4 protein-coding genes and 2 pseudogenes are annotated in these 13,580 nt (G+C 45.8%); 4 read left to right on the forward strand and 2 right to left on the reverse strand.

Annotated elements, in window-relative coordinates:
• Both NQS30_RS18470 and NQS30_RS18475 read left to right on the forward strand, forming a co-directional pair.
• A pseudogene (locus tag NQS30_RS18470) lies at window positions 1–625 on the forward strand (collagen-like protein); the annotation flags it as partial.
• A gap of 178 nt (window positions 626–803) precedes the next feature.
• The gene (locus tag NQS30_RS18475; RefSeq protein WP_218791521.1) at window positions 804–2,912 is read left to right on the forward strand and encodes an exosporium glycoprotein BclB-related protein; all 2,109 of its coding nucleotides are present in this window, start codon (window positions 804–806) and stop codon (window positions 2,910–2,912) included.
• A gap of 154 nt (window positions 2,913–3,066) precedes the next feature.
• Here the strand turns inward: NQS30_RS18475 and NQS30_RS18480 are convergent, their stop codons facing one another.
• Together NQS30_RS18480 and NQS30_RS18485 are read right to left on the reverse strand one after the other, a co-directional pair.
• On the reverse strand, window positions 3,067–4,146 hold the full coding sequence (locus tag NQS30_RS18480; protein ID WP_225307358.1) for a sensor histidine kinase: 1,080 nt from the start codon (window positions 4,144–4,146) through the stop codon (window positions 3,067–3,069).
• A gap of 72 nt (window positions 4,147–4,218) precedes the next feature.
• A pseudogene (locus NQS30_RS18485) lies at window positions 4,219–6,102 on the reverse strand (sensor histidine kinase); the annotation flags it as partial.
• A 234-nt stretch (window positions 6,103–6,336) separates the two neighbouring features.
• On the opposite strand from NQS30_RS18485, the gene NQS30_RS18490 reads away from it, so the two are divergent.
• Together NQS30_RS18490 and NQS30_RS18495 are read left to right on the forward strand one after the other, a co-directional pair.
• Window positions 6,337–7,413 (forward strand): response regulator, encoded by a 1,077-nt coding sequence (locus tag NQS30_RS18490; RefSeq protein ID WP_099566487.1) that lies wholly within the window; start codon window positions 6,337–6,339, stop codon window positions 7,411–7,413.
• Window positions 7,414–7,592: 179 nt separating this feature from the next.
• A complete protein-coding gene (locus NQS30_RS18495; RefSeq protein WP_218791523.1) occupies window positions 7,593–13,502 on the forward strand; it encodes a SpaA isopeptide-forming pilin-related protein in 5,910 nt (1,969 codons plus the stop codon).
• The last annotated feature ends 78 nt before the right edge of the window (window positions 13,503–13,580 follow it).

The raw sequence follows: 13,580 nt of genomic DNA on the forward strand, positions 1-13,580 counted from the left end.
CCCAACAGGTGTAACGGGATTAACAGGCGCAACCGGCGCAACAGGCTCAACAGGAGTAACTGGAGCAACTGGAGAAACAGGCTCAACCGGAGTAACCGGTTCAACGGGAGTGACTGGAGCAACAGGCTCAACCGGCTCGACTGGTGTAACCGGGGCAACAGGAGTAACAGGAGTAACGGGCCCAACTGGAGCAACAGGACCAACCGGCGCCACAGGCAGTACACCAACCTTGCTCTTCACAAGAACCAACGGGCCGCTCACTGTTTATCCGCCGTTAAATACAGAAGTTCCCATTGCTACGCTGGCAATCCCGGTTAACGCTTTGCAGAATGTAAAGCTTGATTATGCACTCAGTGTCGCGCTAACAACTGCAGCCAATTCAAACTTTGTTTTTGAGGTGAGATTATATAGGGGAACAGTACAAATTCATACAAGAACTCTGTCGCGAACTAGTACTACCGCAGCTACGGATAGTTTTTCGATTGCTGATACAACAGTGGATACAGCACCGACCGCAGGAACAAATACGTACCAGCTGAGAGTTATTTTCACAACTGCGAATAATATAACAACAGCGACAGCTCTCAATATCGATTTTAACAGCATTCGTTTCCCGACAACCTAATACAACAGCAGACTGATATTTTAAAGATGAAAGACCTGACTTATGCACAGTTAGGTCTTTTTTCTGTAAATGCTGCATGATGCAGCCTTAAAGAACATTTAAAAATTTGCCCAATAGAAGTGGGGTTTTGCCACACCTTTTTTTATCATGGAAATATTATGAAAATAGAGGTGGTGTAATGAGAAAAGGAGATACTTGGTATAACAGATACGACTCTTGGGATTACGACTGCCGGAATAGTAATGAGTGTTGCTGTCATTTTCAACATAAAAGAAGAAATCAAAGGCGCAGTTATCAAAATCGGGCACATTGCTGTGAAGGATTCTGTTGCGAAAACTCTTGCTGTCATGAAAGATGGTGTCCATGCTGTCATCCAAATCATTTTCATGTAAGAGGATTCACCGGAGCAACGGGGTGCACCGGAGCAACGGGGCTGACTGGAGCAACGGGATTCACTGGAGCAACGGGGTTTACCGGAGCAACGGGGTTTACCGGAGCAACGGGCTCGACTGGGAATACCGGAGCGACTGGGGTAACCGGCGTCACTGGAGATCCCGGCGCGACTGGAGCCACCGGCGCCACGGGAGCAACGGGAGTAACGGGCTCGACCGGCGCCACCGGCGCGACTGGAATAACCGGTGCCACCGGGGTAACGGGAGCAATGGGATTCACCGGAGCAACGGGAGTAACAGGCTCGACTGGAATAACCGGCGCCACCGGGGTAACGGGAGTAACGGGAGTAACCGGAGCAACCGGTGTAACGGGAGCTACCGGAGCAACCGGAGCAACCGGCGCAACTGGGGTAACGGGAACAACCGGAGTAACCGGAGCGACCGGGGTAACGGGAGCCACGGGAGTAACCGGTGCAACTGGGATAACGGGAGCCACTGGGGTAACGGGAGCAACGGGAGTAACAGGCTCGACTGGAATAACCGGAGCAACCGGGGTAACCGGAGTAACCGGAGTAACGGGAGCAACCGGAGCAACCGGCGCAACTGGGGTAACGGGAACAACCGGAGTAACCGGAGCGACCGGGGTAACGGGTGCCACCGGAGTAACCGGAGCAACTGGGATAACGGGTGCCACCGGGGTAACGGGAGCAATGGGATTAACCGGCGCAACGGGAGTAACAGGCTCGACTGGAATAACCGGCGCCACCGGGGTAACGGGAGCTACCGGAGCAACCGGCGCAACTGGGGTAACGGGAACAACCGGAGTAACCGGAGCGACCGGGGTAACCGGAGCCACCGGAGTAACCGGGGCAACAGGAGCAACCGGGGTAACGGGAGTAACCGGAGCGACCGGAATAACTGGAGCAACCGGAGTAACGGGGGTAACAGGGGATACTGGAGCAACCGGAGTAACGGGAGTAACCGGAGCGACCGGAGTAACCGGCGCAACTGGGATAACGGGAGCCACGGGAGTAACCGGAGCAACCGGGATAACCGGAGATACTGGAGCAACCGGAGTAACCGGAGTAACCGGGGCAACAGGAGCAACCGGGGTAACGGGAGTAACCGGAGCGACCGGGGTAACGGGAGCCACCGGGGTAACGGGAGTAACCGGAGCGACCGGAGTAACAGGAGTAACCGGAGTAACAGGAGTAACCGGAGTAACAGGAGTAACCGGAGATACTGGAGCCACCGGAGTAACGGGAGCCACGGGAATAACCGGTGCAACAGGAGTAACCGGAGCAACTGGGGTAACCGGAGCAACTGGGGTAACCGGCGCCACCGGAGCAACAGGAGTAACCGGGGTAACCGGAGCAGGCGCGATCATTCCTTATGCTTCAGGTCTTCCCACTGCCGTGACGACCATTGCCGGCGGATTAATCGGAACGGTGAGCCTTGTCGGGTTCGGCAATTCTGTAACGGGCGTCAATGTCGGAGGGGGAGGTGCAATTGATCTCACCGGGGCCGGAGGAACTCTGCTGAACTTTGCTTTTTCTGCTCCGAGAAGCGGAACCATTACATCAATTGCCGCTTATTTCAGTACAACCGCAGCATTGTCGCTTGTCGGCTCGACTGTTACGATAACCGCACAATTATACAGTTCCACAGTGCCGAACAATACGTTCACGCCGATCCCCGGAGCATCCGTCACTTTAGCTCCTCCCCTCACCGGCATATTGTCAATCGGCAGCATCAGCAACGGAATCACGACAGGGCTGAACATTGCGGTAACTCCTCAAACCCGGCTGTTAATGGTATTCTCCGCCACTGCGACAGGCCTTTCGCTTATTAATACAGTGGCGGGATATGCAAGCGCGGGAGTTACGATTTCTTAAGTGAAAACGGCCAGACTGGTGCGGATCATCTAAGCTTGGAGAAGATATCACTTTTTCTTCAAGCTTTTTTGTTTTTACGTCTTTTTGGGTAAATAAAGGCTGACGGGAATTCCCCGACAGCCGGCAGAAGTATTTACAAGCCTTCTGAAGTTAATCAGTATCTTAATGAAGACGTCTTTAGTGAGTTCGAATCATCCGTTGTGCCGGGAGTGTGAATCATCATCGAAACAGCGGTGCCCTCATCCGGGGTGCTGGTGATCGTCAATTCACTTCCGCAAAAATGCTTCAGCCGCCGATTGATATTTTTCAGGCCGACACTGCGATTAACGTCAGAAGACAAAATATCTTTCTGTATGTCCGGCATGATGCCGGTTCCATTATCCTCCACTTTGATAAAATACGTGTTTTCGCCTTGTTTTTTCGCTGTCAGCTTTATCCGTCCGCCGCCTCTTTTCTTACTGATCCCGTGATGAACGGCGTTTTCCACCAATGGCTGTATCATTAAAGGCGGAAGGGGGAAGTCAATGTCCTGTTCAATATCAAAAAGGATATCAATCCGTTTGCCGAAGCGTGTTTTTTCTATAGAAAGATATGACGTAATGATAGAAAGTTCGTTTCTGAATGAGCTGATGTCCGAAGTGTTTTGAAAATCAAAACTCATCCTTAAATAGTTTGTAAATGCAGCAGTCGTTTCCCGTGCTTTTTCAATATCCAAATGGCTGAGCGCGATGATCGTATTTAATACATTGTAAAGAAAATGAGGCTTAATCTGCGACTGAAGAAATGCCATTTCTAAATTTGTGGCTTGGTGAGCCGTATGCTTCATCAAAATTAAATTTTTAATACGCGCGGTGAATTCAGAGTAATGATAAGGCTTTTGTAAGATGTCGTTTGCTCCGGCATGAAATGCCTTGTATTTGTCATGGCTGATAATGGCTGCCGTAACGATAAGAACCGGCAGATCGACCATGCTGAATCTTTCGCGGATGTTTGTGCAGACTTCAAAACCCGTCATGTCGGGCATCATCAGGTCTAATATGACCAAGTCAAGCCTCGAGGAAGAGACAGCTTGAAGCGCCTCTTTTCCGCTTTTTACTGCGATTACGTTATAAGGAACACCTTCCAGCATATCAGTTAAAATTTTCAAACTCTCGATGTTATCGTCGACGATCAGAATCGTCGGAGCATCGATTTTTTCTGAGTGATAAGGCGTGACCAGCGAAATATCCGACATTCTCTGTCCGGGCTGTGATTCAGGAAGTTCGGTCTTTGCTTCCGGTAAAGAATCAATTTGAGCGGCGGGTAACGTAAAATGAAAGGCTGATCCGTGCGCCGCCGCTGACTCCGCCCAGATGTCCCCGTTTTGGAGCTTGACGAGCTGTTTCACAATACTTAAACCTAAACCCGTTCCATCTTCTTCTGTCCCTCCCGCTTGCTGAAAAGAATCAAAAATGGTTTCAAGATCAGCCTCAGGAATGCCGCTGCCGGTATCGGCCACCGTGATTTGAATCATTTTGTCATTCAGGCTTTCAGCAGAAAGAATAATGTTCCCCTCGGATGTGTACTTGATTGCGTTTTCAACAAGATTGGTTAAGATTTGCCGGAATCGGTTTTCATCTGCAAGCACCAAAGGGAGGCCGTCCGGCACATGATTAAGAATGGCAAGTTTTTTATGTTTGGATAAAAGCCGGTAGAAGTTCATTTCACTGCATATGACGGCATGCACATCGACGGGAACCGGACGAATCTGCAGCATACCCTGCTTCATTTTTTCCAAGTCAAGAATATCATTTACGAGATCAGAAAGTCTGTAGCCCATACGGATGATCAGCTGCATATTTTCTTTCTCTTCCTCTATCGTCTTCTTTTTTCTGCCGGCTACAAGGGTTTGGCATATATTAATAATGCTGTTCAGCGGCGTCTTGAATTCGTGTGAAGTTTTGGCGATAAATTCATCTTTCAGTTGGTCGATTTTGACTAATTTCCGTGAGAGGACTTCATTGTCCCGGAAAGCTCCGGCGAATTGCTGCGCCATCAGAAGAACCACCGCCAATAAAGCGATGACTGTCGGCAATGAATAGAGCGAATTAAAAGAAAAAGCCGTTTTGCCGCTGTAAGCTGAAATGGTAGTAAGAATCACAAAAGCGCTCATCGAGACGGATGCGAGTGTAAGGTACGTGCTTCCTTTTATTTTTCTTATGGCGGCAATCGTAAAAATATATGTAATATAAAACAGAGTCGTAACGGCAAGCACAGAATGTAAAATGTATGAGAGATGGTCAATGAAACTTCCGGACATAAAATCAGTGATCAAGATAATCCCGGATAAAGCGGTTAAAAAGGTGATCGTCGTTTTTGAAACAATTTCTCTGTATGCATAAAAGAGATAAAGAAAAACCGCCATGCTGACAAGCACGGTTGAGATGATACGCAAGGAATTCAGCAATGAAAATGAAATAGACGGAAAGAGGAGAAAGATAATTCTTTCTTTCCCGATCATAAGAATAATGGCAGAAAAAAGCAGACACATCACGGAAAAGAACAATAAATGTTTATCCTTTGTCCGTTGCAGAAAAAAGCCGAGAAAATATAAACCGGTAATGAAAAAAGCCGTAATCATAATGGAATCATTGAAAAAGGAAATTTGATTCTCGCGTATAATTTGTTCTTGAGTCCCAAACGTTATCGGTTTTGCGATCCCCCAGCCGGGAACTTTTCCGAAATTCGAAAAATGCAGGACAAGTTCATTGTCACCCTTGTGAAGCCTGAAAAAGCTGCTGTACGGTTTGTTCTGCGCCTTAAAATCAGCTTTTTCTGAAGGATTGCCGCTCTGTCCGATTACTTTTCCATTAAGGTAAAGGCGGTTTGAACTGTAGATAAAAGATGTGCTGATCCCCAAAACCTGATTGTCTTCATTTGATCGGATTGTCAGTTTGTACGTCCCGTAATCCACATCGGCCGTTTTGCCGAACAGCTTCACATTGACAGGGACATCAACAAGTACGGGATTTTTTCCTTTTGCTGAATGAAGCGCCTGCGGTGACAGCATCTGATTTGGATATAGAATCCATTTCCCGTTCAGCTGGACATTTCCATCCTTTTGAAAATCCCACTTTTCCAGATTGATCACGCCCTGTTCCGCTTGGGGGAGGGATGATCCTGAAAAATGATTCAGGACCATAAAAATCATAAAGAAAGCAGCGTAGCCGCAAATAATCGAAATCGAAATGAATTTTTCTTTCACATCATTACTCCTTTATCCCATTCAGGGGCATTCTATTATCCTATGTAATGTATAAATATTGTAATCACAAACGTTGTAATACAACAAGAGAAAGAAAAAGAATCCAACTATATAGGGCATTGGACATGGTATAATTGAAATTATTTTCAGATATATCTATATTGACGGGTGGGATGCGGTTTGAAAGCGTTAATTGTGGATGATGAGGAACTGGCATTGCTTCATTTTAATCGTATGCTTGAGCGGACAAACGCCTTTCAATCTATTATAACGTTTCAAGATCCGGCGGAAGTTCTGGAGCATTCGGAGCTTTCATCAGCTGATGCGGTGTTTCTTGACATTGAAATGCCCGGGATAAACGGTATTGAGCTTGCTGAATCGATTCAGGAGGTCAATGAAAATATCCAAGTTATTTTTATCACCGCTTATAATGAATTCGCGATCAAAGCGTTTGAATTAAATGCTGTCGATTATCTTTTGAAACCGGTTGACAATGCCCGGCTGCTGACAACTGTTGAGCGAATCCGAATGAATAAAAAACTCAGGACGGCAGAAGAGAATACCGGGACGGATTATGTTATACAATGTTTTGGGAACCTGGACTTTTATCAATCGGTAAATGGTGTCAAAACATACATAACAGTCAAGTGGAGAACATCCAAAGCCCGTGAACTGTATGCATTTTTACTTCTTAATCAAGGGCGCACGGTCAGTAAAGACATGCTGATGGAAATGTTTTGGCCTGCTTATGATATATCAAAAGCAAGCACCCAGCTCTACTCGACAATATATCAGATACGGAAATTAATCGGTCAGCTGCCCTTCAGCCAATCAATAGAAAATACCGATATAGGATACATTCTCCGGCTTTCCGGGGTAAAGGTTGATACAGTTGAATGGGAAAAAACATTAAAAGAGGCTCCTCCGCTCAGCGCAGCTGCACTAACCCGGCATATGGACATTGTCATGTCATATGAAAACCATTATCTCATGGAGAATGGCTATCTGTGGGCGGAGCCGGAAAAAGCGCGTCTGGCCCATTTGTGGCTCAGCAAAGCGTACGAACTGATTGGTTTTCTCATCCAAGAGAAGAATGATCATCAAGCGATGGACATTTGCCTGCAGGTTGAGAAAATAGAGCCCGGTGACGATAAAATTATACAATACAAACTGCAGTTATTTAATAAACTGGGAAAGGTAGAAGAGGCGATAAAGGAATACGAACGCTATAAACAATTAAAAGATAAAATCAATTGACGATTGAATGACCGGACCGGCTGATGCCGGTCTTTTTTTGTGCGCTATTTCTGAAATGATCCCATGTACAGAATTTGTATAGGCCGATTTCATACAATGTAGTTTGGTTCGGATAAGGAGAATCCCATGCTTACCGGCTTGTTCGAACGTAAGTCTATATAAAAGGGGAGGAATAAGACTTGGGAGTGAGGAACTTTTCGTTCAGCCCGAAAAAAAGCAAAAGGCTGAGGCCGGCATTGATTTCATGCTTCACGCTGTTTTTCATCTTCAGCCAGGTTGTCAGCTTTACTCCGATCGCAGCCGCTTCCGGATCACAACAAAGCGAGAGCGGGTTCTTTGATTCAGTTGCAGTCAAAGACGGCAGACAGCAGACTGTTGACGGGTCAAAAGCCAGTGAACCGGCTTTAGCACCGGGAGATAAAGTGACACTGACATACGAATGGTCACTAAAAAACAAGGAAGATGCAAGCGACCGGAATATCACCATAAAGATTCCGGAAAGTTTTACATTAGATAACGATGCCGAAGGTGAGCTGACATCAGCTGATCGGGTGATCGGTATATATAAAGCTGAAGCAGACAGCAGCACGCTGGAAGTGAAAGTGAACGATGCTGAAGCAGATGCCGGGGATGCCAAAGGCTCCATTACACTGTCGGCGAAGTTTACTCCCGACATAACAGATGAGACGAAAATGGCAAAAGCTCTTTTTCAACTGGATGCCGGCAAGACCCAGCAGGTGTTAATACCTGTGAAGAAAGACGGAACAACGGATTCCGAAACAGAAAAAAACACCTCTTCAACACCTGCTGAACCTCAGGAAAAGACAGAGAAAAAATCAGCATCTGCGGACGGCGGTGATAAAGCAGAACAGAAAACGAAATCAAAACCTTCTGCTAAACGCAGTCAATCAAAAATGGCGGTTTCAAGCAAATCTGCCGCTAAAAGCCTTCAATCAGGCGGAAGCCGGATTACGCAAAATATTTTAACTGATGTGAAATTGACGGATGAAAAAGGAAAACCATATGACAAAAACAACCCTGCGAATACGAACTCTCCGGCAAATATCACCATTCAATGGGCGATTCCGAATGAGCTGGGGAAAACAATAAACGACGGTGATCGATATGAATTTGATCTGCCTAAAGAATTTATCATGCATAATGACATTACGAACCAGCCATTGACCGACGGCGATAGTACGTACGGAACTTTTTCCATTAATACGAGCGGCCATGTCATCATGACGTTTAACGGCGAGGTAAAAGAAGATACTAACGTCAAGGGGTCATTGTATGTAAACACCCAATTCAATCAGAAAGAAATAAAAGGATCAACCACACAAAAGATTAAGTTTCCGGTTAACTCTGATACGCCGGACGTAACGGTTTATTTTAAACCGAATGTCAATAAAACCATTGAGAAATCAGGGTCATTGGATAAAGGTATTAATCCCGGAAAGGTAACGTGGACGGTTGATCTTAATAAAAAGGAAGAAGAAGTTAAACATGCGAAATTGACTGAAAGCCTTCCGGACGAATTGACTTTCCGCTCTGTGAAAGTGTATGAACTTGATGTGAATATTGACGGCTCGGTGAGTCAGGGAAATGAGATAACTTCAGGTTATACCGTTGGCGAAAACGGTAATGTCACCTTCGCCGGGACGATCGATTCAGCCTACCGGCTCATATATGACACGGAAATTAAAGATGAGGCAAAGCCGGGTAAAGGCGGAAACATCACGCTGACAAACAAGGCGGCATTCAGCGGAGACAATGCGGAGCCAATTTCTGCGGAAGCTTCCGTAACAGCGGGTTACGGAAAAATGATAGAAAAATCTTCGACAGGTTATAAAGGAGAATCCCAAACGTTCAGCTGGGCTGTTATGTACAACTACGGTGAGAAAAAGATTGATCAATCCAAAGCCGGCATCAAGGATACGTTCGGATCAGACGATCTGCATCTTGTTCCCGGTTCATTGAAAGTCCTTCCGATTACATTCAGCCAGAACGGCAGTGAACAAGAGGGCGCCCCATTAAAAGAGGGTGAGGATTATACGCTGACTGATAACGGGAACGGCTTTGAAATAAAATTCAAGCAAACTGTCACAGGAGCATATAAGATCATTTATCAATCTCAAGTCAACGATGGGGTCATTATTGACAGTCCTGTCAAATACACCAATACAGCAATGACAGATACAGGGGAATCAAAGGAAACTCCGGGAACCGCCATTCAGCAGAATCTGATCAAAAATTATTCAAATGCAGACTATGAGAAGAAGACGGTTGATTGGACAATCACAGTTAATAAAAACGGTTACACAATGAAAGACTGGACGCTGGATGATCAATTCACCAGCGGAGGCCTGGCGCTCATTGACGATTCATTTCACATGCAAGACACGACTGATAACAAAACGCTGAAAGAAGGAACAGACTATATATTAACAAAAAAACCCGGAAATCAAGGCTTTACAATAGCATTGATCGGGGATTATGCAGAAACAAACAGTCAGTTTAAGATCACGTATAAGACAAAATTCAACGCTGACTTTTCAAACGAACCCATTAAGAATACGGCGGAGTCGACATGGACGGATAAAAACGGCGGCAAACGCACAAATAAGGAATCGAGCGGCTTCACACCGAACAATCAGACGTCCCATAACGGATTCAAAAACGGCTCATACAACGCCGTTTCAAAAGAAATCACATGGAAAGTCGGCATTAATTACAATGGCGAACCTTCAAAAAATCCTTATATAAAAGATACGATCACAGATGGTCAGCAATTTTTGCATGGGTCGGTTGCTGTTAAAACGTATACCATCAGCAAAAACGGCTCCATCACTGAAGGAGAGGCGCTGGATTCTTCAAAATATGAAATAGAGGAGCCGTCAGACGGCAACAAAAATACGTTAACCGTACGTCTCAAAACAGATGACGCTGTACCATACCTGATTGAATTTAAAACGTCATTAAAAGGCCAGGTCATTAAACAGAGTCAATACACAAACAAAGCAGAGTACTTTAATAATGACCACGCAGACCGAACGCTGACGGGTTCAGTTTCCATCGCAAACGGAGGAAACCTGATTTCTAAAGGCGGCAAACAGAACGGAAACGATATCGATTGGAGCATCAATGTCAATGCCAGCCAATCGACACTGGATGACGTAAAAGTCAAAGACACCCCGGATGAGAATCAAATAATAGATGAAGATTCTTTTAAAGTATATCAAGCAAAATATAATGAGAACGGCGTTATGAAAGACAGCAGCGGAAACTTTATTCCGGGTGATGTGAAGCTTGAAAAAGATAAGGACTATAAACTAGATATAAAAACTGACAATGCCACCGGCGAACAATCATTTGTCCTTACCTTTACAGGCAGCTATAAACAAATCGACCGCGCGTATGTCATACAATATCGTTCTCTCATTAATATTTCCGGCAGCAGCGGTCAGGTCAGCAACAAAGTGTCGATATCAGGGACAAATGTTGAGGAGCAGACCCAAGAGAACAACAGCTCAGTGTTTGTCGCCATTTCAAGCGGCGGCGGCTCAGGATCAGGAGAGAAGGGAAGCCTGACGATATCTAAAACAGGATCAGACGGAACATCTCTTTCAGGAGCCGGCTTTCAATTATGGTCTAAAGACGGCAAGCAGCTGCTGCGTACGGGCACAACAGACGATGCCGGTAAACTTACGTTTGGGAATATCCGTTACGGAACCTATGTACTGAAAGAAATAAAAGCTCCGGACGGCTACACCATCAGCGATGCTTATGTAAACGGGGTCTCCGTTACGATTGACGGCAAATCCTCCGCTGCAGGAGCACTCTATAAAGTCATAAATCAAAAAAATAAGGTGACGCTTATCAAAAAAGACGAAAACAACAAGCCTTTGGCCGGTGCTGTATTTAAGCTTGAGAAAAAATCAAGCGACGGCACCTATACTCTGATAAAAAATAATATTGAAAGCGATAAAAATGGGAAAGTTGAGATCAACGGTTTGCCCGCCGGATACTATCGGCTGATGGAGACGAAAGCCCCATCAGGGTTTATCGTAAACACAAAAGCCATTCACTTCTCAATCGCAAAGAACGAAAAGAATCAAGTACCTGATGTTGAATTGGGATCAATGGTGAATTATCAAGGAAAAGCCGCATTAACGAAGAAAGATGCAGACGGCGGGAATCTTGAAGGCGCAGTTTTCAAAATCATCGACAGTGATGGAAAAACGGTTCAGAAAGATCTGGTTTCAGATAAGGATGGAAAAATAGAAACATCCGGCCTTGCACCCGGTCATTACGCCTTCATCGAAACGAAAGCGCCCAACGGATATGTGTTAAATACGGAGAAAGTGGAGTTTACCATCTCAGAAACAGCGGAAGGAAAGCCGGAGTCAACTGACGCAGGAACGGCCGTCAACTATAAAGGCTCTGTCCGGCTGACGAAGGAAGATGCGGAAGGCCGAAACCTTGAAGGCGCAGTCTTCAAAATCGTCGACAGTGATGGAAAAACGGTTAAAGAAGATCTGGTTTCAGATAAGGACGGAAAAGTAGAAACATCCGGCCTTGCACCCGGTCATTACGCCTTCATCGAAACGAAAGCGCCCAACGGTTATGTGTTAAATACGGAGAAAGTGGAGTTTACCATCTCAGAATCGGCGGAAGGAAAGCCGGAGTCAACTGACGCAGGAACGGCCGTCAACTATAAAGGCTCTGTCCGGCTGACGAAGGTAGATGCGGAAGGCAAGAAGCTTGAAGGTGCAGTCTTCAAAATCGTCGACAGTGATGGAAAAACGGTTAAAGAAGATCTGGTTTCAGATAAGGACGGAAAAGTAGAAACATCCGGTCTTGCACCGGGTCATTACGCCTTCATCGAAACGAAAGCACCCGACGGTTATGTGTTAAATACGGAGAAAAAAGAGTTTACCATCTCAGAAACAGCGGAAGGAAAGCCGGAGTCAACTGACGCAGGAACGGCCGTCAACTATAAAGGCTCTGTCCAGCTGATCAAGAAGGATCAAGACGGAAACGTTTTAGACGGTGCAGTATTTAAAATCATTGACAGTGATGGAAAAACCGTAAGAGACGATCTGATGACAAAAGAAGGCGGCAAAATTGACGCCGGCGGTTTGGCGCCCGGAAACTATCAATTTGTTGAAACAAAAGCGCCGGATGGTTATCTGCTGTCAACAACCCCTGTGCCGTTTACGATTAAGGCTGAGAACAGCGGAAAACCGAATCAGGCTGCCCTGACTGCAGTTAACATCAAGAACAGCGTTGTTCTCACAAAATTGGATCAAGGTGACAAACGGAAAGTCCTGCAAGGTGCGAAGTTTAATCTGACAGATGCAAACGGCAAAGTACTGACAGAGGGTCTGACGACAGATGAGCACGGACAAATTATTGTACGGGGACTGAAAGCGGGCGAATATCAATTTATCGAAACAAAAGCGCCTGAACTTTACAGTTTGGATCAAACGCCAATATCATTCAAGATCACAAATACCGACATAAAACCAGTCGAAATCAGTGCGGAGAATACACTGACGCCTGGTGATGTCACACTGACAAAAGTGGATCATGACGATAAAAATAAGGTGCTGGAAGGTGCTGAATTCAAGATCACGGATTCTGCCGGACATCCGGTAAACACCGGCGGCAGCAAAGAACGGCCGGCGGTATGGAAGACGGATCAAAAGGGCCGGTTTACGGTGAAAGGATTAGCGCCCGGGCAGTATCGATTTATCGAAACAAAAGCGCCTGACGGCTATCAGCTGAACGAAAAACCAATTGAATTCACAATTGAAAAAGGACAGTTAAAAGCCGTTGAGGTCGTCGTTTCTAATAAGAAATTAAAAAATCCCGCACCTGGGAAAGACACACCGAATCATCAAACGAATCAAGGCGGGCATCATCCTGATACCAATGGTAAAACCAATCACTCGGATACAGGCAAAAACCTGCCGAAAACCGGTGATACGGACGGTATGATGCCGGTCACGGCCGGTATTCTGCTGCTATTAGCCGGCGGAGCCGCGGCTGTTGTATCAAGAAAGAAGAAAGCAAGGAATAGATAGACGTTATCGCACCTGATCATGTAAGAATCGATCAGGTGCTTTTTTAAAAAGAGAATCATTTCTCACCAAATATTCACC

The organism is Bacillus sp. B1(2022) (assembly GCF_040259625.1).
Taxonomy (GTDB): domain Bacteria; phylum Bacillota; class Bacilli; order Bacillales; family Bacillaceae; genus Bacillus; species Bacillus velezensis.

What these genes read in the sequence shown, in the direction of transcription:
- NQS30_RS18480 (WP_225307358.1), bottom strand. Translation starts at nt 4,146, where the DNA reads ATGTCGGATATTTCGCTGGTCACGCCTTATCACTCAGAAAAAATCGAT.
- NQS30_RS18475 (WP_218791521.1), top strand. Translation starts at nt 804, where the DNA reads ATGAGAAAAGGAGATACTTGGTATAACAGATACGACTCTTGGGATTAC.